Below are 23,067 nucleotides of genomic sequence, written 5' to 3'. Positions count from 1 at the left end.
GGCTCCGGCTTGAATTGGTTTAAACGGCTGACATGACGATAATGACGACCGCTAGCCTGCCAACGCGCCCCAATCAGCTAGTGTTGAGTTTCCTGCTGGCTCTTTTCCTCCTGCTCGGAGGCGGTGCGCGACTGCATGCCCAGACCATCGCCGTGATGGTCAATGGCGAGCCCATCACCAATTACGACATCGAGCAGCGCGCCAAGCTGAACGCGCTGACCGGCGGCAAGACGCCCGATCGGAAGACCGTCCTCGACGAACTGATCGACGAGAAGCTGAAGATCAAGGAAGCCAAGAAATTCGGCGTCGATCCCTCGGCCGGCGATATCGACCAGTCCTTCGGCGGCATGGCGCAGCGGATGCGGCTTTCCGGCGACCAGCTCACCAAGGTGCTCGAGGGCAAGGGCATCCGCCCGGACACGCTGAAGCAACGCATCAGGGCCGACATGGTCTGGACCAGCCTGGTCCGCGGCCGCTTCAAGGAAAGCCTGCAGGTTGGCGAAAAGGACGTGGCCAACGCGGTCAAGGAGACCGGAGGGGCGGCTGAGGCCGAGGCGTTCGAATACAGGATGCAGCCGGTCGTTCTGATCGTGCCCCGCGGCGCGCCGCAGTCGGAGTTCGAGGGGCGCCGCAAGGAAGCTGACAGCCTGCGTGAGCGCGTCACCAGCTGCGAGGAAGCCAACACCTCCTTCAAGTCGATGCGAAACGCCGCGATCCGCGAGATCGTCGTGAAGACCTCGGCCGACCTGCCGCAGTCGCTGCGCGACATACTGGACAAGACCCCGGTCGGCCATCTCACCCCTCCCGAGGTCACCAAGCAGGGCATCGAAATGGTCGCCCTCTGCGGCCGGAAGGCAACCACCGTCGACACGCCGAAGAAGCGTGAGATGCGCGACAAGATGTACGTGCAGAAGTACGAGGCGAAGTCGAAGGCCTACCTGCAGGAAGTCCGGAAAGCCGCGATGATCGAATATCCTGGCGGGCGATGATCGACTATCGTTGACGCATGGCTCAACCTCTCGCACTGACATCCGGCGAGCCCGCAGGCATCGGCCCCGACATCACGCTCGCCGCATGGCTGCGACGCCGCGAGCTCGATCTCCCGCCGTTCTATCTACTGGGCGACCGCGCCTCGCTTGCCGAACGCGCCAAGGCGCTCGGGCTTGCCGTCGAATTGGCCGAGGTCAGCGCCGAGGAGGCATCCGCGACGTTCGCAGGCGCCCTCCCCGTCGTTGCGACCGGCAAGGCGGCGAAGGCGCTACCGGGCCAGCCCGACGGCACGAGTGCGGATGCGGCGCTGGCGTCGATCCGGCAGGCCGTCGCCGATGTCGCCGCTGGCAAGGCCAGCGCCGTCGTCACCAATCCGATCGCCAAGAACGTGCTGTACCGCGCCGGCTTCCGGCATCCCGGCCACACAGAGTTCTTGGCCGAGCTTGCCGCAAGCGGCGGGCGCGCGCCGCAGCCGGTGATGATGCTGTGGTCGCCGGCCCTCGCCGTCGTCCCGGTGACGATCCATGTGTCGGTCCGCGAAGCGCTGGCGCAATTGACGACCGACATGATCGTGTCGACCGCGCGGATCGTGATCGCGGACATGAAGGCGCGATTCGGCCTCGCGGCGCCGCGGCTCGCCATTGCCGGCCTCAATCCGCATGCCGGCGAAGACGGCACGCTCGGCATGGAAGACGTCGAGATCGTCGCGCCCGCGGTCGAGATCCTGCGCCGCGATGGCATTGCCGTCCGGGGCCCGCTGCCGGCCGACACCATGTTCCACGCAGCCGCGCGCAAGACCTATGACTGTGCGATCTGCATGTATCACGACCAGGCGCTGATCCCGATCAAGACCGTCGCGTTCGAGGACGCCGTCAACGTCACCCTGGGACTGCCGTTCATCCGGACGTCGCCCGATCACGGCACGGCGTTCGACATCGCCGGCACCGGCAAGGCCAATCCGTCGAGCCTGATCGCCGCCCTCCGGCTCGCCGCGCGCATGGCCGCGGCATCAAGCTAAGTGAGCACGATCGACGATCTGCCGCCGCTGCGCGACATCATTCGCGAGCATTCGCTGTCGGCGCGCAAATCACTGGGCCAGAATTTTCTGCTCGATCTCAACCTCACCGCGCGCATTGCCCGCGCCGCGGGCCCGCTGGAAGACTCCACCGTGATCGAGGTCGGGCCCGGTCCCGGCGGCTTGACGCGCGCGCTGCTTGCGCTGGGTGCCAAGCGCGTGATCGCCATCGAGCGCGACGAGCGGGCGCTGGCCGCGCTCGACTACATCGCCAAGCGCTATCCCGGCCGCATCGAGATCGTGCATGGCGACGCACAGCACTTTGACCCGCGTCCCTTGCTCGATGGCGCCAAGGCCAAGATCATCGCCAACCTGCCCTACAACATCGCAACCCAGCTCTTGGTCGACTGGCTGTCGATCGAGCCGTGGCCGCCCTGGTACGACATGATGGTGCTGATGTTCCAGCGCGAGGTCGCCGAGCGCATCGTCGCCCATGAGGACGAGGAGGCGTATGGCCGGCTCGCGGTGCTCGCCAACTGGCGCACCGAGACCAAGATCCTGTTCGACATCTCGCCCGCGGCCTTCGTGCCGCAACCGAAGGTCACGTCCTCGGTGGTACGATTGATACCGCGCGCCGCGCCCGAGCCGTGTGACCGCCGCATGCTCGAGCAGGTCGCGGCCGCCGCCTTCGGCCAGCGCCGCAAGATGTTGCGCCAGAGCCTGAAATCGCTGTCGGTCGATCCGGCGCGGCTTGCTGCCGCAGCCGGTATCGACGCGACACGGCGCGCCGAAACCATTCCGGTCGCGGGCTTTGTTGCCATGGCCCGGGAATTGGCCGATATACGGGCCACAAAATAGAACAACAGGAGAAAACGTAATGGCGCGTATGGTTCGCCAATCCCTCGTCAAATTCGATGCACCGCTGTGCGAAACCATCGTCGACACGCCGAGGCCCCAGGGACGCGAAGTGCTGGTGCGCATCGAGCGCTGCGGCCTGTGCCACTCCGATCTCCACATTCAAGACGGCTACGCCGATCTCGGCGGTGGCAAGAAGCTCGATACCACCCGCGGCATGATCCTGCCCTTCACGCTCGGCCATGAGATCGCGGGCGTGGTCGACGAGGTCGGCCCCGATGCGCCGAAGGATCTGATCGGGACGAAGAAGGCTGTCTTCCCGTGGATCGGCTGCGGCCAGTGCCGCGACTGCCTCGCCGGCGACGAGAATCTCTGCGTCAAGCAGCGCTTCCTCGGCGTCTCGATCGACGGCGGTTTCGCCACCCACGTGCTGGTGCCCGACGCAAAATACCTGCTCGATTACGATCCGCTGCCGGTCAACCAGGCCGCCACCCTGATGTGCTCCGGCGTCACCGCCTATGGCGCGCTGAAGCGCCTGGTCGATCGTCCGCGCCAGCGCAATTTGCTGCTGATCGGCCTCGGCGGCGTCGGCATGATGGGCCTGTCATTCGCGCAGGCGATGTTCAAGCAGCCGATCACGGTTGCCGATCTCAGCCCCGCGGCGCGCGAGACCGCGCTGAAGAACGGCGCGGCGGCCGCCTATGACCCGGCAGAGCCCGATGTCGTCAAGCGCATGCTGAAGGAGAGCGACGGCGGCTTCGACGGCGTCGTCGACTTTGCCGGCAACGAGAAGTCGATGGCGTTTGCGGTGTCGACGGTCGCGCGCGGCGGCAAGATCGTGGTGTCCGGCCTGATGGGCGGCCAGTTCACGCTGCCGATGGTGCAGTGGGTGTACAAGCGCATGACCATCGAAGGCTTCATGGTGGGCACGCTGGCCGAAGGTCAGGAATTGATGGCGCTCGCCCGCGCCGGCAAGATCAAGCCGACGCCGATGAAGGAAGAGCCGATGGCCGACGTCCAGAAATGGATCGACGAGCTGCGCGCCGGCAAGGTCGTTGGACGCATCGTCTTGAAGAACTAGAGCATGATCCGGAAAAGTGTGACGCGGTTTTCCGAAAGATCATGCTGAGACATGACGTCCCGCCGGTGCTGCTACCGCCGGCGGGACGCTGCCGCTCCGGTGGAACCCGACAGTCGAACGAAGCCATCGTTCGGTTCGTGTTCCACGGCCACCGGCCCGCCGCAATTGCGGCACCCCGCGAGCCCCAATTAAGCCCTACCCGTTCCGGATTTGCGGCGCATTGCGACCCAACTCTTTGCCGAGATTGGGATCTCCAGCGTTTGCGTAAAAAAAGAGATACCGGGGACGCGTATGTCAAATCGTTCAGCGAAATTCGCTGCGGCGCTTGCCGCCAGCATGCTGGCCGGCGCCAGTTTCGGCGCCATGGCCCAGACCGCCGCCAATACGGCCAATAGCACCAACACGGCGGACACCTGTCTGTCCGCGCCCAAGGGAACCGCTCCTGCGGGAAGCCACTGGTTCTACCATCTCGATCGCAGCAAGAAGAAGTGCTGGTATCTCGGCGAGGCCAAGAACAAGGCGGCCAAGACGGCGATCACGACCGCACAGCAACCGCCAGCGGCAGCCGCGCCCGATACCACAACGGCCGACGCGACGCCGCCACAGAGCGAGCCCGCGCCGCAGAGCCAGCCCGCGCCGCAGCAGCCGGCGATGCGCAAGTCAGTCGCCGATGCCCATGCCGAGTGGCCCTCGCCGCAGGCCGCAGCCGTGCCTGCGCCAAGCGCCGACGCCAGCCAGGCCGGCGGAACGGCAGCAGCGACCGATCCGGCGGCACAGGGTGCCAACGCCCAGCCGTCCGACGTGAACGCCAGGTGGCTGGATGCATCGAGCATGGCCGGAACCAACGGAACCCGGCGCGCCGCGGACCCGCCGACCGTGGTCGCGCAGGCTGACGCGACACCGCAACAGGCGGCCGCGCCGGCGCCTGCCGCCCCCGCCACAGCCGAGGCGTCCGTAGAGAAATCATCGTCGTCGACGCAGATGTTGCTGATCGTGATGGTCGGCGCGCTGGCGCTGGCCGGCATGGTCAGCGCGCTGGTGTTCGGACTGACCCGCAGGCGCTCGGCGCCCTACCAGACCGAGGACGAGTGGCACGCGCCGTGGGATTCGCTGCACACCGAGCCGGCGCCCCCGATGGCAGTTGTCAGCCGGGACCGTCCGCTGCGTCTGTCCGAGGCTGCGCCGCGCCGCGCCGAGACACCCGTTCCGCGCCGCGCGGAGACGCCCCCCGCTCCACGCCGCGCCGAGACGTCGGCTGCTCGCCGGGAGACTGCGCGCGATCGGGACCAAAGAGAGCAGGACAACAAGCAGATCGCCGCAATGCTACAGCGGCTTGCGCGCAGCGCTGCGAACTAAGGCATGATCCGGAAACGTGTGAAGCGGTTTTCCGAAAAGATCATGCCCCAACAAGAAGCCAAAGCGCGATGACGACCCAACCGGATTTCATCGCGCTTTAGCGTGCGCTGAAGGAAATGACCGTGATGCGATCCCCCGCGATCGCGTCACGGCTTCAACCTGCTACTTCTCGAGCTGACGCTGCAGATCGCGCACGAATTCGGTGAGGCCGGTGCGGCGCTCGCGCTTGAGGCGCTCGGCCTTCAGGATCGACTGCACCTCGGCAAAGGCGTCGTCGACATTGTGGTTGACGACGATGTAGTCGTATTCCGCCCAATGGCTCAGCTCATGACTGGCGCGGCTCATCCGTCCGCGGATGACCTCTTCCGAATCCTGCGCCCGGGTATGCAGCCGCTTCTCGAGATCGGCGGCCGACGGCGGCAGGATGAACACCCGCACCACATCGGCGCTGGCTTTCTGGTGGAGCTGTTGGGTGCCCTGCCAGTCGATATCGAACAGAACATCCTGCCCCACCGATAGGGCAGCCTCGACCGGCGCGCGCGGCGTGCCGTAGCGGTTGTCGAATACGGTGGCCCATTCGAGCAGTTCACCGTGCTCGACCATCGTCTCGAACTTCTTCTTGTCCACGAAAAAATAGTCGCGGCCCTCGACCTCGCCCGGTCGCATCGGCCGCGTCGTCGCCGACACCGACATCTTCAGGCCCGGCTCGCGCTCCAGCAGCATGCGCGACAGCGTGGTCTTGCCGGCGCCCGAGGGCGACGACAGGACGAACATCAGTCCGCGCCGCTCAACGCCGTCAAAACCCTGCGCCGTCATCATTCACTCCAGATTCTGGACCTGTTCGCGGAACTGCTCGACCACGTTCTTCATTTCAAGCCCGGTGTTCGTCAGCTCGACATCGTTCGACTTCGAGCAGCAGGTGTTCACCTCGCGATTGAATTCCTGGGCGAGGAAGTCGAGCCGGCGCCCAACCGGACCGCCCTTGCCGATCATCTCGCGCGCCTGGGTGATGTGCGAGGCGATGCGGTCGAGCTCCTCGCGGATATCGGCCTTGGTGGCGATCAGGATCGCCTCCTGGTTCAGGCGGTCGGCATCGAAGCGGTCGGAGGTCTCGAGCAGGGCCGCGATCTGCTCGGCAAGCCGCACCTTGATCGCCTCGGGCTTGCGGCCGGGAGCGGTCTCGGCGCGCTTGGCGAGCCGCTCGATCTCGTCCATCCGCTGCATCAGGATCCGCCCCAGCGCATCGCCCTCGCGGCGGCGCATCTCGACAAGGCTGCCGAGCGCCTGCTCGAAGGCCATCGCTGCCGCCTCACGCGCCGCCTTGTCCTCGTCCTCGTTGCTCTCGGGCTCGACCACCTCGATGACGCCCTTGATGCCGAGCAGTCCGTCGATGCTCGGTGCCACCGCGTCGATCCGCTGCGCGAGCGTGCCCGCGACCTTCACCACGGCGGAGAGCACGTCCTCATTGATCCGGATCGTCTGCGCCGCGTCGGTGCGCTTGACGCTGAGATTGGCGTAGACCGTGCCGCGCGACAGCAGCTCGCCGGCCCGCTTCTTGGCAAGCGCTTCCAGTTCGTCCCAGCCCGGCGGAAGCCGCAACCGCAGGTCAAAGCCCTTGGCATTGACCGATTTCAGCTCCCACTCGAACGTATAGGGACCGCTTGCGCCATGGCTTCGGGCAAAGCCAGTCATGCTCGACAGCGCCATCGCGTGAAACTCTCCAACAGAAGGATATGGGACTCACCCGGAGCCTGCGAGACTCGTGGGGAGCCGGTGCGACCTTAAAACGGATTCCGTGAAAGTGGAATTACGTTCCACCTCCGGAAACGCAGAGCTACAGCATGATCCGGAAAAGTGCGAAGCGGTTTTCCGAAAGATCGTGCTCAAACAAGAAGCTAAAGCGCGACGATAGCATCGCGCTTTAGCGCTGCACCACCGGCGGCGAATTGGTCTGCTGGGCTGCGCCCTGCCGACCGCGCGGCGGCTTCTTTTGATTGGTGGGCTTCGGCGTCGTCGCCGTGGGATTGGTGTCGGCGCCGGGCGCCGCGGCGGCAGGCGCCGGATCATCCGCGGGCTCGACGGTGTCGTTCTGGATCTGCTTCTCCGACGCGCGCAGCTTGGCGACGTTCTTCGCGTGCTGGTCGTAGGTTTCGGTGAAGGCGTGGCCGCCGGTTCCATCGGCGACGAAGAACAGGTCGCGGGTCCGCGCCGGGTTGGCGGTCGCCTCCAGCGAGGCGCGGCCGGGATTGGCGATCGGCCCGGGCGGCAGGCCGTCGATCACATAGGTGTTGTAGGGCGACGGCTGCGTGATCTCGCTGCGCTTGATCGGACGGCCCAGCGTTCCCTTGCCGCCCACCAGTCCGTAGATGATGGTCGGATCGGACTGCAGCTTCATCCGCTGGCGCAGGCGGTTGACGAACACGGCGGCCACGCGGCTGCGCTCGTCGGCGCGGCCGGTTTCCTTCTCGACGATCGAGGCCAGCGTCACCAGCTGGTCCGGCGATTTCAGCGGCGTGTCGGTGTTGCGGCGTTCCCAGATTTCGGCGAGCACGCGCTTCTGCGCCTGCTGCAGGCGCTGGATCACCTGGTCGCGCGTGGTGCCGCGCGGGAATTTGTAGGTCTCCGGCAGCAGCGTGCCCTCGCGCGGGATCTCGCGCACCGAGCCGGTGAAGATGTCGTTGTCGGAGAGCCGCGTCACGATCTGCTCGGAAGTCAGGCCTTCCGGTATCGTGATGGCGTGCTGCACCACCTTGCCGTCGACGATGGTGGCGATGACGTCGCGCAGGCTGGCATTCTTCTGGAACGAATATTCGCCGGGCTTGAGATCGGAGCTTGCCTTCAGCGCGAACACGCCGCCGATGAAGACCCACGGATTGACGTTGATGACGCCCTCACGCGAGAGCACGTCGGCGATGTCACGCTTGCCGGCGCGCGCCGGGATGTTGACGATCTTGTCTTCCTGCAGCGGTCCCGGCGATTCCAGCGCCTGCTTGCCGTAGTAATACGTCGCTCCGGCGCCGATCATCAGGATGATCAGGATGGTGAAGATGGCATTGCCGACGATCACGAAGGGATTGCGGGCGCGATCCGAGCGCTTGGGCGGCGGCGGAAGCTGTTCGGGCTCCAGCGCGGCGCGTGGACTCCTCGGTGAAATGGGCGGCCTCTCACTCATCGATGCAAACCAATATCCTGCCGGTTGAATCGTGGCCGGACAAACCCCTGCCCTGCCAATAGCATACGCCCGCTATTAGGAGTCACCGCGGAATACGGCAAAACGGTGGACTAGTTCTAAAGACCTGCTAATTGGTCACGCGCTGCACGATCACGGAGGCGTTTGTGCCGCCGAAACCGAAGGAATTGGACAGCGCCACATTGACGTCACGCTTGCGCGACGTATGCGGCACAAGATCGATCGCCGTTTGCACCGACGGATTGTCGAGATTGATGGTCGGCGGCACCACGTTATCGCGAATCGCCAGGATCGCGAAGATCGCCTCGATCGCGCCGGCCGCACCGAGCAGATGTCCGGTGGCGGACTTGGTCGACGACATCGAAACCTTCGAGGCCGCATTGCCGAGCAGACGCTCGACCGCGCCGAGCTCGATCTCGTCGCCGACCTGCGTCGAGGTGCCGTGTGCATTGATGTAGTCGAGGTCGGATGCCGCGAGGCCGGCGCGCTTCAGCGCCATGCTCATGCTGCGGAAGCCGCCGTTGCCGTCCGGCGGCGGCGAGGTGATATGGAAGGCATCGCCCGACAGGCCATAGCCGGTGACCTCGGCATAGATCTTCGCGCCGCGGCGCTTCGCGTGCTCGTATTCCTCGAGCACCAGGACGCCCGCGCCCTCGCCCATCACGAAGCCGTCGCGATCCTTGTCATACGGCCGCGATGCCTTTTGCGGGGTGTCGTTGAAGCCGGTGGACAGCGCACGCGCCGCGCAGAAGCCGGCGATGCCGATGCGCGAGATCGGCGATTCGGCGCCGCCCGCGACCATCACCTCGGCGTCGCCGAGCGCGATCAGCCGCGCTGCGTCGCCGACCGCATGCGCGCCGGTCGAGCACGCCGTGACCACCGCATGATTGGGTCCCTTCAGGCCGTGCTCGATCGAGACGTAGCCGGACGCCAGATTTATCAGACGGCCCGGAATGAAGAAGGGAGAGACCCGGCGCGGTCCGCGCTCCTTCAGCAGCACCGCAGTCTCGGCAATGCCGGTGAGGCCGCCGATGCCGGAGCCGATCATCGTGCCGGTGGCGAACTGGTCCTCATCCGACTTCGGATGCCAGTTGGCATCGTCCAGCGCCTGCTTGGCCGCGCACATCGCATAGAGGATGAAGTCGTCGACCTTGCGCTGGTCCTTCGGCTCCATCCACTGATCGGGATTGAACGTGCCGTTGGAGCCGTCGCCGCGCGGAATGTAGCAGGCGACCTGGCTCGGCAGGTCGGACACGTCGAACGTGTCGATCGTCTTGCCGCCGCTGTCTCCGGCGAGGATGCGCGCCCAAGTTGCGTCAACGCCGCAGCCGAGCGGTGTAAGCATGCCCAGCCCCGTGACGACAACTCGTCTCATTTCCACGTCTCCGGCCAGCAATGCGCGGCTGATAATAAGAAGCCGGGGGACCGCTCGATCGCGGTCCGTCCGGCCCCGTCAAATTCGCGATCGGCGTCAGCTCTTCGCGTTCTTCTCAAGAAACTTGGTCGCGTCGCCGACGGTCAGAATCGTCTCCGCCGCGTCGTCGGGAATCTCGCAACCGAATTCTTCTTCGAATGCCATCACGAGCTCGACCGTGTCGAGGCTGTCGGCGCCGAGGTCATCGATGAAGCTCGCGCTATCGACCACCTTCTCGGGTTCGACACCAAGGTGCTCGACCACAATCTTCTTAACCCGCTCGCCAATCTCACTCATCGTTCAACCTCGTTGTTCCATTGGACCCGACCCCAAGACGATACGAGCCATCGTGGTCGTCTCGATTACTCAGTCGCGCATAGTCTTGATTCGGCCCGGTCGTAGCCGACTAAAGCCCCGGCGAACGGCAGGCGTCGCCACGCCAATATACAGGGTTTCAAAATCCTGCAATGGCGTTCTTTGCCCATCCATGGGGGGTTCAGCTACCATACTTCCAAAGCCTTGACTACACGCCTGAACCGGCTCTCGAAAACGGCTTTTCGCCGCATTGCGAGAGCCAGCAAGCAGCTCAAATCATAGCCATCCCGCCGTTGACGTGAATCGTCTGTCCGGTGACGTAGGCGGCCTCGTTCGAGGCCAGATAGACCGCCGCAGCGGCGATGTCCTCGGGCGTTCCGAGGCGCGCCGCAGGAACCTTCGCCAGGATGGTTTCGCGCTGCTTGTCGTTGAGCGCATCCGTCATCGGCGTCTTGATGAAACCCGGCGCGATGCAATTGGCGGTCACGCCGCGCTTGGCGTATTCGGCGCCCAGCGTCTTAATCAGGCCGATGATGCCGGCCTTCGACGCGGTGTAGTTGCCCTGCCCCGGATTGCCGGTGACGCCGACGATCGAGGTGATCGCGATGATGCGGCCGAAGCGCTTGCGCATCATCAGTTTGGTCGCGGCGCGCGCCAGGCGGAACGTCGCGGTCAGGTTGACCGCGATCACGTCATCCCAGTCCTCGTCGCGCAGTTGCACGAACAGGTTGTCGCGGGTGATGCCGGCGTTGGCGATCAGGATGTCGACCTGCCCCATCGCAGCTTCCGCTGCCGGCACCAGCGCCTCGACATCATCCTTGCTGGAGAGATTGCAGGGCAGCACGTGCACGCGCTCGCCGAGCTTGGCCGCAAAGCCGTCCAGCACCTCACGCCGCGTCCCCGAGATCGCGACCGTCGCGCCCTGCGCATGCAACGCCTGCGCGATCGCGCCGCCGATGCCGCCGGTTGCGCCCGTGACGAGCGCCGTCTTGCCAGTCAGATCAAACATCGAATTCTCCTTCCGGCTGCTTCACGCCGAAGCTGCGAGCGCGTCCTTGGCCGCAGCGATATCGTTCGGACCGCCGACGGACACGCCGACCGCGCCGTCGGCAATGCGCTTGACGAGGCCGCTCAGCACCTTGCCGGCGCCGATCTCGAAGAACCGCGTCACGCCCTGCTCCGCCATATAGGCGACCGACTCGCGCCAGCGAACCGTCCCGGTGACCTGTTCGATCAGGCGGCGGCGGATCTCGTCGGGATCGGTGATAGCGGAGGCCAGCACGTTGCAGACGAGCGGCGCCGCGGGCGCCTTAATGGTCACGCCGGACAACGCCTCTGCCATCGCATCGGCCGCGGGCTGCATCAGCTTGCAGTGGAACGGCGCCGACACCGGCAGCAGCATGGCGCGCTTGGCGCCCTTGGTTTTGGCGATTTCGACCGCGCGATCGACCGCGGCCTTGTCGCCGGAGACCACCACCTGGCCGCCGCCATTGTCGTTGGCGGCCTGGCAGACTTCTCCCTGCGCCGCCTCGTTGGCGACCGCCACGGCGGTTTCGTAGTCGAGACCGAGCAGCGCGGCCATCGCACCGACGCCGACCGGCACCGCCTTCTGCATCGCGAGCCCGCGGGTGCGGAGCAGCCGCGCGGCGTCGCTGACGGAGAGGCTCCCGGCGGCGGCCAGCGCCGAATACTCGCCGAGCGAGTGCCCGGCAACGAAGGCCGCGTTGCGGCCGACCGAGAAGCCGGCTTCGCTCTCGAGCACGCGCAATGTGGCGATCGACACCGCCATCAGGGCGGGCTGGGCATTTTCGGTGAGTTGCAATGTCTCGCCGGGACCATCCCAGATGATCGCGGTCAGCTTCTCGCCCAGCGCGGAATCGACCTCGTCGAACACCGTCTTGGCCGCCGGAAAGGCGTCGGCCAGGGCCTTGCCCATGCCAACCGCCTGCGAGCCCTGCCCGGGAAACGTAAATGCTGCCGTCATCGGCGATCCCTACCTTGTTGAGCGTGATCTCCGCGCAGGCGCTTTAGGCCTGGCAGGGGAAAACGGTATCCGCGTCGCGCAAAACGCGCCACAGCGGGTCCGGGCCAATCCCTCGCAAACCAAGCCTGAGCAATCGGGCCTTGGCAACCAAGCCTTGGCAACCAAGCCTTGGCAACCAAGCCTTGCAACCGGCCTCGGACCGGGCCGTAAGACACTGACGGGGGCGGTGCTGTCAAGCCGCGCCGGAGGAACCCTGGGGATGCCGGTCCGGCTCCGGGCTAGAACCCACCGGCATTCTGGTCGGCATTAACCTTGGCGCCGGCCCTCGCCCGGCGTGCGCTGTTGACCAGCTGCCCCGGACGATCCTCGTTGGCGGGCCTGGCGGTCGCAAGCCGCAGCACGGCGGCGTAGCCCGGCTGCACTTCCATCCGGCCGGCATAGCGGCTTTCGCTCAGGATGCGATGGACGCGCGGCAGGTTGTAGCAGGGCACGTAGAACAGCAAATGATGCTCGAGGTGATAGTTCACGTAGTACGGCGCGATGAACAGACGCTCGAGGACGTTGGCCCGCGTGGTGCGGGTGTTGCGAAGGGGATCGGAGCTGTCAGGCACGACGGCGTGTTCGGCGATGTTGCGGATACGCGTGATCACCATCATCCAGGTCAGCAGCGGCACCAGCCACAACAGCGGATAGGCCCACCACACGCCCGCGGCGGCGAGCCCTGCGAACAGCAGCGCGTTGGTGACGCATTGCGGCCCGAGCTTCTGCCAGAAGTTGGCGGCGCGCCGCGACAGCGGCCACTCCTTCGGCCCGATCGCATTGAGCAATTGCGCCTTGCGCTGCTGGTAGCCGGTCTGCCCGGTGATATCGCGGAAGAACTTTCGGCGGTAGCTCATCTTCGTGATCGGAAACGGCGCCGACAGCACGAGATCGGGATCATCCTCCTGCTGCGTCCGCGCATGATGCTGCAGATGATAGCGGCGATAGCCGCGGGTCTCCGCGAAGATCGGATAGGCGCAGAACCACTGGCTCAGCGTCAGATTGGTCCGCTCGTCCGCCGACAGACAGCCGTGCGCCCCGTCATGCATCAGGATCGCGAGCCCGAGCTGGCGCGAGCCGATGATCGCAACCGCGAGCAGATACGTCAGCGGATTGGGCCACCACGCGACCAGCGCGATCGCGCCCAGGATCAGCGCCCAGGCGTGCACGATCAGGGCAGCGCCCTTCCACGTCGTGCGCTCGCGCACCGCGACCAGTTCGTCCTCGGTCAGGAAATCGCGGGCTCGCATGCGAAGCGCGGTCATGTGCTTGTCTCCCCGTCCGTTGAGGATGAAGTGCTGGGATCGCCGACCAGGCGCAACCGCGTCCCGTCATTGGCCGACGTTGAAGTTGATGTCGCCTGCTCACCGAGCGCGCGCAGCAATTCGCGGCACATTTCCTCGGAGCCACGGCCCATCGCAAAACCTTCGACGATCACGCCGATCGCAATTGCCCAGAACCGCCGCGAGCTCTCCTCGGGCGCGCGCAGCGAGCGCCAGCCGTGGCGCTCGACCTGGCCCGCATAGGCGCGCGCGCCCTCGCTGTGCAGGCGTTCGATGGTGCGCTCGACGAGGGGCGCGAGGTCCTGCCGGCGCCGCGTGAGGGTCAAGGCCTCCGCGAAAAAGGCGACCGTGTCGGTCGCGGTCACGGTCTCGGCCAGGGCGTGGGTGTAGTCCCGCGGGGTGTGGGCATTCAGGGCGGCCTGTTCGGTCGCGCGCGCGAGATAGAGCATGTCGCGGCTGGCGGCCTCGACGAACAGCGCTTCCTTGGTGCGGAAGTAATAGGTGATCTGGCTCGGAAAGGCGTCGGCGGTCGCGGCGATGTCGGAGATCGAGGTGCCCGACAGCCCGCGCTCCTTGAACAGGCGGCTGGCGGCATCGAGCAGCAGCGAGCGCATCTTGCGCCCCGCCGACCGCGTCGCGCGGACCGCGTGCTTCGGATCGGGCGCAGACATGCCGCTGGCGGTCTCCGAACCCATATCTCGTCCTCCCAGAGATATTTGTATGATATACAAACAAAGAAATCAACTGGAAAACGCCTGAGGTTGCGTCAAACGGCTCGGAGGGCTACGACGCTTCGCGCATCCGGAAGCCGAGAACCCTTGCTTTCGCGGCCAAAATCCGTATAAGCGCGCCATTCGTGGGCTCCGGCCGGGAGCTGAACGGACGGTCTCAGCAAATTCACCCGTTGATTTTGATGTGGCAGGGCCAGTCGGCCCGTCGTCCCGTGCTCCCGCCTTCTGAGCAGCTCGAGTCCTTTCCGAAGGTCTCGAAGGGCTTGTCGCCGGAAACCGCGCCAACACAGGAAAGGACAACCATGCCTCTTTATGAGCATGTTTTTCTCGCGCGTCAGGATGCGAGCACCCAGCAGGTGGATGAACTGACGGCCCAGATGACGGGGATCGTCGAACAGGGCGGCGGCAAGGTCACCAAGACCGAGAGCTGGGGCGTGCGCTCCCTCACCTACCGCATGAACAAGAACCGCAAGGCGCATTTCGTGCTGATGAACATCGACGCACCGTCGGCTGTCGTCACCGAGATCGAGCGTCAGGAGCGGATCAACGAAGACGTCATCCGCTATCTCACCGTGCGCGTCGAAGAGCACGAGGAAGGCCCGTCCGCGATGATGCGCAAGGCCGACCGTGATCGCGAGCGCGATGACCGTGGTGGTGGCTTCCGTGGCGACCGCGAAGGCGGCTTCCGTGGTGACCGCGATGGTGGTGGTTTCCGTGGCGACCGTGGCCCGCGCCGTCCGCGCGAAGAAGAAGCTGCGACCGAGGAGTAATGAATCATGGCTGATGCTGGTGCCCGCCGTCCGTTTTTCCGTCGTCGCAAGTCCTGCCCGTTCACGGGCGCGAATGCGCCGAAGATCGACTACAAGGATTCCAAGCTGCTGATGCGTTACGTCTCCGAGCGCGGCAAGATCGTGCCGAGCCGCATCACGGCCGTGTCCGCCAAGAAGCAGCGTGAGCTCGCCCGCGCCATCAAGCGCGCGCGCTTCCTCGGCCTGCTGCCTTACGTCATTCGCTAATTGACAACGGCCGGCGGCCCGCGCCGCCGGCCGCTCATTCTCATAAGGCTTCCGGGTCGTCCGGTCGCCGATGGTTGGGGTTCTCGATGCAGGACCCCTAACCGCTCGAAAGGGGGCGGGACAGCTGATGATCGGAATATTCACCGTTGCACTCGCAGCCGGCGCCGCGTCGGCGCTGATGTTCGCCTCGATCAGTTCGGGCGCGCTGATCTCCATATTGCTGTTCTATCTCGCATCGCTGCCGATCATGGTGGCGGCACTCGGCTGGGGTCCCCTCACCGCCGCTATTGGTGGAGTGGGTGCGGCATCCGTGCTCGGCACGATCTTCGGCCTTCCCTACAGCATCGCGTTTGCCATGATGGTCGCCGTGCCCGGCTGGTGGCTCGGCCACCTCGCCCTGCTCGGACGGCCGATCGCGGGCGCAGCCGGCGACAGCGCCAAGCAGCAGCCGCCTGCGCTTGAATGGTACCCCGTCGGCCGCATCCTGCTCTGGATTGCAGCCTTCGCCATCATCACCACGACCGCTGCGCTGCTAACGCTCGGGACCGATACCGACACGATCACCGGCACGCTGCGGCGCGGCCTGCTCAAGATGCTCAGCGCCGGCGAAGCGCAGCCCAGCGGTGACATCGAACGGCTGGTCGACGCGTTGGTGATCTTCGCGCCGCTCGCGGCGACGGTCATCTCCATGGTGACGCTGACGCTGAACCTTTGGCTCGCCGGCAAGATCACGCAAACCTCCGGGCGACTGAACCGACCGTGGCCGGAGTTCCGTCGCACCGCGCTCCCCGCCGTGACGCTGGTCGTGCTGATCGTGGCGGTCGGCGCCAGCTTCGTCGGCGGCATGCTCGCGCTGCTGGCGCAGATCGTCGCGACGGCGCTGGTGATCGCCTACGCGCTGGTCGGCTTCGCGGTGCTGCACACCTTGACGCTGTCGCTCGCCAATCGCGGCTTCTGGCTCGGCGGCGTCTACGCCGTCGTCGCCATGTTCGGCTGGCCAATCGTGGCGATGTTCGCGCTCGGCATCGCCGACGCCGTGTTCGGACTGCGCCAGCGCTATCTGCAGACAAGACCGCCGCCATTGCCCGCGGCTTGAGATTCGATCCAACCACTTAAACCCGTACTTAGCATCTAAAGGAGAACGAAAATGGAAGTCATTCTGCTCGAACGCGTTGCCAAGCTTGGCCAGATGGGCGAAGTCGTGCGCGTCAAGGACGGGTTCGCCCGCAACTTCTTGCTGAAGCGCGGCAAGGCGCTGCGCGCCACCGAGGCGAACCGCGCCAAGTATGACGGCATGAAGGCCGAGCTCGAGGCCAACAACATCAAGGCCAAGGGCGAAGCGTCCGTGGTCGCCGAGAAGATCGATGGCCGCGACATCGTCATCATCCGCCAGGCTTCCGAATCCGGCCAGCTGTTCGGCTCGGTCACGGTGCGCGACATCGTCACCGCGCTGGCCGCCGACGGCGTGACGGTCTCCCGCCCGCAGGTCTGGCTCGACTCGCCGATCAAGGTGATCGGCGCGCAGAAGGTGACGATCGCGGTTCACCCCGAGGTCGAGACCAGCGTCACCGTGACGGTCGCCCGCTCCTCCGAAGAGGCCGAGCGGATCAAGCGCGGCGAGGACATCTCGACCCGCCAGGAAGACCAGGACGCTGCCGCCGAGGCGCTCGCCGCCGCCGGCGAATTCTTCGATCCGGAAGCCCAGCAGGACGAGGAAGCCGCGCCGGCTCCGGCCGCCGAAGAGAAGTAAGCATCTCGCCATCGTCCAACCGACGAGGGCATCGGTTCTGAACCGATGCTCTCGATTCTGGTTTTGACGCGTGTTCTTCACGCGAACTGGTATCCACTTGAAGCCCGGCCTTATTCAGGCCGGGTTTTGGATTCGTGCCGCCGCCTGGTCGTCGAGCATCGCGATCGACGCCAAAGCGGTCGCGGTGTGCTCCTCCTTGCCGTCGATGACGCAGAACACGTCGGCCGCAACGACGGCGACCTGACGTCCCCGCTTGATCACCCGCGCCCGGCAGATCAGGCGATCGCCCGACGCCGGCGACAGCAGGTTCAGCTTGTACTCCGCCGTCAGTGCCGGCTGGCCGCGCGACGTCGCCGCCGCGATCGTGGTGGCGTTGTCGACCAGAAACGCCGTCACCCCGCCGTGAAACAGCCCGTGCTGCTGCAACAGCTCCGGACGGCGGTCGACCGCGAGCGTGCACGTGCCGCGCGACAGCTCGGCCACCTCGGCACCGACAAGACCCATGAAGCCCTGCCGGCCGACATTGTCGCGAATTCGTGTCGCGATCGGCGCAAAGTCCGGATCGGTCTCGCTCATGACGTTCCTCTTGTTCGTTCCGGCGCACCCGGCGCCACCACCGCGCGGATCGCGCAGGCGATCAGCGTCTCGACCTGTTCGCGCGGATCGCCGGTATGGCGGCCCGACAGCCAGGCGCGGCAGAAGATCTGCGCCGGCCCGATGATCTGGCTGAAGAACAGGACAGCGCTCATCGGCAGCAATTCGCCACGCGCGAGCAGCGGCGCGCGCCAGCGCTCGATGCCATCGGTGAGCCGCGAATTCTCGCTGCGCTGCGCGCCGCGCACCTCCTCGCCCCACTCGCTGCGCGAAATCTCGAACAGGAAGCGCGCCTCGCGCCTGAAGGTCACGACCCAATCGAGATGGGCGTGGATCAGTCGCGCGACGCCCTCGCCGGCGCCGCAGCTGCCGTCGACCGAGGTGATGATCGCGGCGTGATAGGCCTGCAGGATTTCCAGGAACAGGGTCCCGGCGAGCTCCTTCTTCGAGGTGAAGAAGTGGAAGAAGCTGCCGTTGGACGCGCGGGCGCGGGAGCGGATCTCGGCCACCGTGGCGCCCTCGAACCCGTCGCGGTCGAACACCGCCAGTCCCGCCGCCAGCAGATCTTCGCGCGCCGTGCTCAAGTCGATCTCTCCTGACTAGATCATCACTCTAGAGCATTGCTCCAGCGGTGGTCAAACGAATACGCCGGACCTTGCGGCCCGGCGTTGGCGATTATTTCGAGGTCGGGGCTTCCGGTGGGCCGGAGCCTGGCGTCGTGGGCGGAGGTGGCGGCGGCGCGGTCGCAGTCACCGGCGGCGCGGCTGGCGCCGGAGCGGGCGATGCGGCTGCGGCCGGCTCGGACGCGGCAGGCGCAGCCGCCGCAGGCGCTGGTGTGATCTGCGGAACCGGATCGGATCGCACGGCAGCCGGTTCGCCGCCGCCATTGCTCTTCGGCGCGTCGACCTTTGCCGTGTCGGGCTCAGCGGCGGGCTTCGCCGGCTTCTCGGCTTCACCCTTGTCATCATGCCTGGTGGACGTCTTGGGTTCGGTCTTGGGCTCTGTCTTGGACTCGTCGCTGGTCGCCGCGCCCTTGGGCGTCTCCTCGGACTTCGGCTCCTCGACCGGCTTGCCGCGACGGCCGTGCTTCTGACGCGACGGCTTGCCCTCGCCCACAGCCTGCGGCGTCTGGCCGTCGTCCGGCTTCGCGCCCTCCGGCGCCTCGCTCGGGCGCGCCATCCGCTTGCCGTGGCGACCCGGACGCCCTTCGGGATTCAAGCCATCGGCGTCGGGTTTGGCACCTTCCTGCGGCGCTGCATCCTGGTGCCGTCGGCGGGCCGGACGCTCGGACGGCTGCTCGGGCGACTGGTTGGCTTCCTGCCGGCCGTCCCGTCCCTTGGCCCCCTTGGGCTGATCCTTGGCCTGATAGCGCGGATCGTTGGCGCCGTTCGAAATCAGATACGACGCAAGCACGCCGGCCATGTCGCTGGACGTCGTGTAGTGCTGGCGCAGGAAGCCCGGCAGCGAACCGGCCGGCACCGACTTCAGCAGGCCGCGCGGGCTCTTGTGGCAAGCAGTGCAGGTGCTTGCGAAGATCTGGGAGGGGCTCTTGCCGGCCTCGAGGTTTTGCGCTTGCGCCGAAACGGCTGACAGGCAGCCAATCAGAAGCGCCACCGTCGCCAGACTGAGGGCTCGGCTCAACATTCCTTAAGTCTCCAGATTTCGGAAAAATTCGCCAGCGCCTGATGGATCGGCCGCGGCGGTCACCTTTTAGCCGATTATCGCGCGAATGGAAGCGCGCCCATGACGCATCCACGCAATTGTCACATTTTGGAATATCGGCTTTGACCACAACGCAATAGCGCGATCTAATTCCCTGCCTATCTTGAGGTTGGGGACACATTGGGGTGATCAGCTCCGGTGGTGTCGGTGTGCAGCTTGCCGTTCCGTTGGTGTTTCGATGGACCGATTGTTGCGATACTTCTTGGGGCGCTTTATCCGCCGCGGTTCGATCACGTTCACGACCGCGAGCGGCGCTCAGTTCACCTGCGGTGACGGCACGGGCGTACCGGTCGCCGTGCGCTTCATGACGCGGGCGGCCGAACTCCGCATCCTGGTCGATCCCGAACTTTATCTCGGCGAAGCCTTCATGGACGGCACGTTCGTGGTGGAGCAAGGCACCATCGCCGACGTGCTGGCGGTCCTGATGGGTCAGGCAGCCATGCTGCCGAACTTTGCCCGGCTGCAGGCTTGGGTGCGCTTCCTCGGGCGCCGCGCCCAGCAGATCAATGTGCGCGGCCGATCCAGGAGCAATGTCGCCCGTCATTACGATCTCGACGGCCGCCTCTATTCCCTCTTCCTCGACGCGGACAAGCAATACAGCTGCGCCTATTTCGAGGCACCGGACGCGACGCTCGACGATGCCCAGCTCGCCAAGAAGCGTCACCTCGCCGCAAAACTCCTGATCAAGCCCGGTCACCGCATCCTCGACATCGGTTCCGGCTGGGGCGGCCTTGGGCTCTATCTCGCCGAGATGAGCGGCGCCGACGTCACCGGCGTCACGCTGTCGACGGAGCAGCTGCAGATTTCCAACGCGCGGGCGGCGGAGCGGAACCTGGCGCACTCCGCGCGTTTCCTGATGCAGGACTACCGCGACATCCCCGGACCGTTCGACCGCATCGTTTCGGTCGGCATGTTCGAGCATGTCGGGGTCGCCTTCTATGAAACCTTCTTTGCGCGCTGCGCCGAACTCTTGAGCGACGACGGTGTCATGGTGCTGCATTCGATCGGCCGCTCGACCGGCCCCGACGTCACCAGCCCCTGGATCCGGAAATACATCTTCCCCGGCGGCTACATTCCGGCGCTGTCCGAGGTCATGCCGGCGATCGAGAAGGCCGGATTGCTGATCTGCGACATGGAGATCCTGCGCCTGCACTATGCCGAGACGCTGAAGGCGTGGCGCGAGCGCTTCATGGCGCGGCGCGAGGAGGCCGTGCGGCTCTACGACGAGACCTTCGCCCGGATGTGGGAATTCTATCTGGCGGCCTCGGAGATGTCGTTCCGCGTGCAGAACATGATGAACTTCCAGCTGCAGCTCACCAAGCGCCAGGGCGTCGTCCCGATCACCCGCGACTATATCGGCGGTGAAGAAGCCCGTCTGCGGCTGAAGGAGGCCGGCGCGGCCAAGCCCCGGCTGCAACTCGCCGGCGAATAGGTCTGACGGACCGGGTGCTGCTAGTTGCGCAGGCTGTAGACCGACCTGCAATGGGCGAAGGTCGGTGCGGGACGGGCCAGATGGGCCGCCGCGGCGGAAATCAACCGGGCATCGCAGGGAACATTGCGGACCTCCGGACGCGCCGCCTGCTCCATGGCATCGACGAGCGAAGCCAGCCAGCGGCGGTCCATGCCACCTGCCCGGCCGAGCCCTGATCGCGCTGTCTGAAACTCTCGAGCCATCGCCGCCGTATCTTCCCTGAGCGGAGACAACCCGGAATCCGCCGGGTCGTTCCCGCGAACCTGCCGCAAAAAAAGTGCGGCGCATGTGATCTGCTTCACAGAGGTCTGTCCCGGGCTGTCGTAGTGGTCCGGAATGACCCGAGAAACACACCAGACGATGTTGGACCCGCAGCGCGATATCACGACCGACTACGCCCTGATCGCCACTGGCGTGGTGGCCGCCTTGATCGCGCTGGCCTTCCTCATTTTGGTCTGAGAAATCGACGCCAACAGCCGCCTCGCCTCTCCATGGGTCCGCTCGCCTGGCAAAAGGTTCAGGCTGCGTCCGATTTTTGCCAACGACAGTGCTGATCGGCCGGGTCCCGCCCGGTTTCGGACAAAACCGCCGTCAAGCGGAATGCATCCGACTGTTTCGGATTCACACCTCGCGTTGTGTGAATCGTGCATAAGAAACATCCGTCCTTTCGCTTCGTGCCGGGCTGGCGCTTCATCGCGGCCCCACATCCGAAAATCTCAGTAACGACGAAATCAGAAGAATAAGCTCGTCCATGGCCTTGATTGATTCGAACGTCCACAAGCTCGCGCCCGACGCCGCATCCCCGGCCTACCGGAGTGCGCCGCACAACATCGAAGCGGAACAGGGCCTGCTGGGCGCGATCCTGGTCAATAACGACGCCTTCTACCGGGTCTCCGATTTCCTGGAGCCGAAGCACTTCTTCGAGACCATCCATCAGCAAATCTATGAAACCGCCGGAAGCCTGATCCGGATGGGCAAGGTCGCGAACCCCGTGACCTTGAAGACGTTCCTGCCGGCCGAGCTCGACATCGGCGGCATGACGGTCGGCCAATACCTCGCCCGGCTTGCCGCCGAAGCGACCACCATCATCAACGCCCAGGACTACGGACGCACCGTTTACGATCTCAGCCTGCGCCGCAACCTGATCCAGATCGGCGAGGACATCGTCAACGTCGCCTACGACGCGCCGGTCGACTTCGCGCCGCGCGCCCAGATCGAGGACGCCGAGCGGCAGCTCTACGGCCTTGCTGAAACCGGCCGCTATGATGGCGGCTTCCAGCGCTTCGCACAGGCACTGACGATCGCGGTCGACATGGCGGCGAAGGCGTTCCAGCGCGACGGCAAGCTGTCGGGCATCTCGACCGGTCTGCGCGACCTCGACGCCAAGATGGGCGGCCTGCAGCCGTCCGACCTCATCATCCTCGCCGGCCGTCCCGGCATGGGCAAAACATCGCTCGCCACCAACATCGCCTACAACATCGCCAAAGCCTATGTGCCCGAGGTCCAGGCGGACGGCACCACCAAGGCAGTCAATGGCGGCTGTGTCGGCTTCTTCTCCTGCGAAATGAGCGGCGAGCAGCTCGCCACCCGTATTCTCGCCGAGCGCACCGGCATCCCCTCGAGCCACATCCGCCGCGGCGGCATCTCCGAGCTCGATTTCGAGAAGATCCGCGACTGTTCGATCGAGCTGCAATCGCTGCCCTTCTACGTCGACGAAACCGGTGGTCTCTCGATCTCGCAGCTCACCGCGCGGGCGCGACGGCTCAAGCGCCAGAAGGGCCTCGACCTGATCGTGATCGACTACATCCAGCTGCTGCAGGGCTCGGGTAAACGCGGCAACGACAACCGCGTGCAGGAAATCACCGAGATCACCACCAACCTGAAGGCGCTGGCCAAGGAACTGAACGTTCCGATCATCGCGCTGTCGCAGCTGTCGCGTCAGGTCGAAAATCGCGACGACAAGCGGCCGCAGCTGTCCGACCTGCGTGAATCCGGCTCGATCGAGCAGGACGCCGACGTCGTGATCTTCGTCTATCGCGAGGAATACTACCTCGCCAACAAGGAGCCGCGCGCGGGCACGCCGGAATATGAGAAGTGGCAGATGGACATGGACCTTGCCCACGGCAAGGCCGAAGTCATCATCGGCAAGCAGCGCCATGGTCCGACCGGCACGGTCGATCTGCACTTCGAGGCCAGCGTCACGCGCTTCGGCGACCTCGCACCCGACGGTCAGGTTCCGGATCACGGCCACTGAGATCCGG

Annotated in this window: 25 protein-coding genes; 12 read left to right on the top strand and 13 right to left on the bottom strand. The window is 65.6% G+C overall.

The window, feature by feature from the left end; genetic code table 11:
• The first annotated feature begins 41 nt into the window (after positions 1-41).
• The 5 genes from ACE10X_RS19755 (at position 42) to ACE10X_RS19735 (ending at position 5,297) form a co-directional block, all read left to right on the top strand.
• Positions 42-989: a SurA N-terminal domain-containing protein gene (locus ACE10X_RS19755; protein WP_304555612.1), complete on the top strand. Its 948-nt coding sequence runs from the start codon at positions 42-44 to the stop codon at positions 987-989.
• Positions 990-1,006: 17 nt separating this feature from the next.
• Complete coding sequence (gene pdxA, locus ACE10X_RS19750; RefSeq protein ID WP_038383707.1) at positions 1,007-2,008, top strand: 4-hydroxythreonine-4-phosphate dehydrogenase PdxA; 1,002 nt, start codon at positions 1,007-1,009, stop codon at positions 2,006-2,008.
• The gene (gene rsmA / locus ACE10X_RS19745) at positions 2,009-2,863 is read left to right on the top strand and encodes a 16S rRNA (adenine(1518)-N(6)/adenine(1519)-N(6))-dimethyltransferase RsmA (protein ID WP_038383706.1); all 855 of its coding nucleotides are present in this window, start codon (positions 2,009-2,011) and stop codon (positions 2,861-2,863) included.
• Positions 2,864-2,882: 19 nt separating this feature from the next.
• The gene (locus ACE10X_RS19740; RefSeq protein ID WP_038383705.1) at positions 2,883-3,941 is read left to right on the top strand and encodes an alcohol dehydrogenase; all 1,059 of its coding nucleotides are present in this window, start codon (positions 2,883-2,885) and stop codon (positions 3,939-3,941) included.
• A 291-nt stretch (positions 3,942-4,232) separates the two neighbouring features.
• Positions 4,233-5,297 (top strand): hypothetical protein, encoded by a 1,065-nt coding sequence (locus tag ACE10X_RS19735; protein WP_304555613.1) that lies wholly within the window; start codon positions 4,233-4,235, stop codon positions 5,295-5,297.
• Between the two features lie 162 nt (positions 5,298-5,459).
• Here the strand turns inward: ACE10X_RS19735 and gmk are convergent, their stop codons facing one another.
• The 9 genes from gmk to ACE10X_RS19690 all read right to left on the bottom strand — a co-directional run bounded on the left by gmk (position 5,460) and on the right by ACE10X_RS19690 (position 14,217).
• Entirely contained in the window at positions 5,460-6,113 is a 654-nt protein-coding gene (gene gmk / locus ACE10X_RS19730) for a guanylate kinase (RefSeq protein ID WP_038383703.1), read from the bottom strand.
• A 3-nt stretch (positions 6,114-6,116) separates the two neighbouring features.
• Positions 6,117-7,004 (bottom strand): YicC/YloC family endoribonuclease, encoded by an 888-nt coding sequence (locus tag ACE10X_RS19725; protein WP_038383702.1) that lies wholly within the window; start codon positions 7,002-7,004, stop codon positions 6,117-6,119.
• Positions 7,005-7,218: 214 nt separating this feature from the next.
• The gene (gene mltG / locus ACE10X_RS19720; protein ID WP_016844279.1) at positions 7,219-8,469 is read right to left on the bottom strand and encodes an endolytic transglycosylase MltG; all 1,251 of its coding nucleotides are present in this window, start codon (positions 8,467-8,469) and stop codon (positions 7,219-7,221) included.
• Between the two features lie 127 nt (positions 8,470-8,596).
• A complete protein-coding gene (gene fabF, locus ACE10X_RS19715) occupies positions 8,597-9,862 on the bottom strand; it encodes a beta-ketoacyl-ACP synthase II (RefSeq protein ID WP_028344799.1) in 1,266 nt (421 codons plus the stop codon).
• A 96-nt stretch (positions 9,863-9,958) separates the two neighbouring features.
• Positions 9,959-10,198, bottom strand: coding sequence for an acyl carrier protein (locus ACE10X_RS19710; RefSeq protein WP_002716125.1), 240 nt, complete (start codon positions 10,196-10,198; stop codon positions 9,959-9,961).
• A 289-nt stretch (positions 10,199-10,487) separates the two neighbouring features.
• Positions 10,488-11,225: a 3-oxoacyl-[acyl-carrier-protein] reductase gene (gene fabG, locus ACE10X_RS19705; RefSeq protein ID WP_024581467.1), complete on the bottom strand. Its 738-nt coding sequence runs from the start codon at positions 11,223-11,225 to the stop codon at positions 10,488-10,490.
• A gap of 21 nt (positions 11,226-11,246) precedes the next feature.
• A complete protein-coding gene (gene fabD / locus ACE10X_RS19700; protein WP_304555614.1) occupies positions 11,247-12,200 on the bottom strand; it encodes an ACP S-malonyltransferase in 954 nt (317 codons plus the stop codon).
• A 278-nt stretch (positions 12,201-12,478) separates the two neighbouring features.
• Entirely contained in the window at positions 12,479-13,504 is a 1,026-nt protein-coding gene (locus ACE10X_RS19695; protein ID WP_038383697.1) for a fatty acid desaturase family protein, read from the bottom strand.
• Positions 13,501-14,217, bottom strand: coding sequence for a TetR/AcrR family transcriptional regulator C-terminal domain-containing protein (locus tag ACE10X_RS19690; RefSeq protein ID WP_038383696.1), 717 nt, complete (start codon positions 14,215-14,217; stop codon positions 13,501-13,503). The genes ACE10X_RS19695 and ACE10X_RS19690 overlap by 4 nt, the downstream gene beginning before the upstream one ends.
• A 338-nt stretch (positions 14,218-14,555) precedes the next feature.
• Here ACE10X_RS19690 and rpsF point away from each other — a divergent pair, with 338 nt between their 5' ends.
• The 4 genes from rpsF to rplI all read left to right on the top strand — a co-directional run bounded on the left by rpsF (position 14,556) and on the right by rplI (position 17,019).
• Positions 14,556-15,023 (top strand): 30S ribosomal protein S6, encoded by a 468-nt coding sequence (gene rpsF, locus ACE10X_RS19685; protein WP_026192679.1) that lies wholly within the window; start codon positions 14,556-14,558, stop codon positions 15,021-15,023.
• A 6-nt stretch (positions 15,024-15,029) separates the two neighbouring features.
• Complete coding sequence (rpsR, locus tag ACE10X_RS19680) at positions 15,030-15,269, top strand: 30S ribosomal protein S18 (RefSeq protein ID WP_016844287.1); 240 nt, start codon at positions 15,030-15,032, stop codon at positions 15,267-15,269.
• A 127-nt stretch (positions 15,270-15,396) separates the two neighbouring features.
• Complete coding sequence (locus tag ACE10X_RS19675; protein ID WP_038383695.1) at positions 15,397-16,365, top strand: DUF2232 domain-containing protein; 969 nt, start codon at positions 15,397-15,399, stop codon at positions 16,363-16,365.
• A 51-nt stretch (positions 16,366-16,416) separates the two neighbouring features.
• Positions 16,417-17,019 (top strand): 50S ribosomal protein L9, encoded by a 603-nt coding sequence (rplI, locus tag ACE10X_RS19670; RefSeq protein ID WP_038383694.1) that lies wholly within the window; start codon positions 16,417-16,419, stop codon positions 17,017-17,019.
• A gap of 114 nt (positions 17,020-17,133) precedes the next feature.
• Here rplI and ACE10X_RS19665 read toward each other — a convergent pair whose 3' ends face one another.
• The 3 genes from ACE10X_RS19665 to ACE10X_RS19655 form a co-directional block, all read right to left on the bottom strand.
• Positions 17,134-17,595, bottom strand: a complete 462-nt coding sequence (locus tag ACE10X_RS19665) for a PaaI family thioesterase (protein ID WP_038383693.1) — start codon at positions 17,593-17,595, stop codon at positions 17,134-17,136.
• Positions 17,592-18,197: a TetR/AcrR family transcriptional regulator gene (locus tag ACE10X_RS19660; RefSeq protein WP_038383692.1), complete on the bottom strand. Its 606-nt coding sequence runs from the start codon at positions 18,195-18,197 to the stop codon at positions 17,592-17,594. The genes ACE10X_RS19665 and ACE10X_RS19660 overlap by 4 nt, the downstream gene beginning before the upstream one ends.
• Positions 18,198-18,288: 91 nt before the next feature.
• Positions 18,289-19,257 (bottom strand): hypothetical protein, encoded by a 969-nt coding sequence (locus ACE10X_RS19655; RefSeq protein WP_304555616.1) that lies wholly within the window; start codon positions 19,255-19,257, stop codon positions 18,289-18,291.
• Between the two features lie 256 nt (positions 19,258-19,513).
• On the opposite strand from ACE10X_RS19655, the gene ACE10X_RS19650 reads away from it, so the two are divergent.
• Complete coding sequence (locus ACE10X_RS19650; protein WP_038383689.1) at positions 19,514-20,767, top strand: cyclopropane-fatty-acyl-phospholipid synthase family protein; 1,254 nt, start codon at positions 19,514-19,516, stop codon at positions 20,765-20,767.
• A gap of 20 nt (positions 20,768-20,787) precedes the next feature.
• On the opposite strand, the gene ACE10X_RS19645 is transcribed toward ACE10X_RS19650, so the two are convergent.
• A complete protein-coding gene (locus ACE10X_RS19645; protein WP_157787907.1) occupies positions 20,788-21,108 on the bottom strand; it encodes a hypothetical protein in 321 nt (106 codons plus the stop codon).
• A gap of 34 nt (positions 21,109-21,142) precedes the next feature.
• On the opposite strand from ACE10X_RS19645, the gene ACE10X_RS19640 reads away from it, so the two are divergent.
• Both ACE10X_RS19640 and ACE10X_RS19635 read left to right on the top strand, forming a co-directional pair.
• A complete protein-coding gene (locus ACE10X_RS19640) occupies positions 21,143-21,265 on the top strand; it encodes a hypothetical protein (RefSeq protein WP_276325849.1) in 123 nt (40 codons plus the stop codon).
• Positions 21,266-21,557: 292 nt separating this feature from the next.
• Positions 21,558-23,060 (top strand): replicative DNA helicase, encoded by a 1,503-nt coding sequence (locus tag ACE10X_RS19635; protein ID WP_028344789.1) that lies wholly within the window; start codon positions 21,558-21,560, stop codon positions 23,058-23,060.
• The last annotated feature ends 7 nt before the right edge of the window (positions 23,061-23,067 follow it).

The sequence above is a fragment of the Bradyrhizobium sp. Pha-3 genome (assembly GCF_042258325.1).
Lineage (GTDB): Bacteria > Pseudomonadota > Alphaproteobacteria > Rhizobiales > Xanthobacteraceae > Bradyrhizobium > Bradyrhizobium elkanii.
Note: the sequence above shows the minus strand (reverse complement) of the source record. Positions and strands in the feature narration are given on the sequence as shown.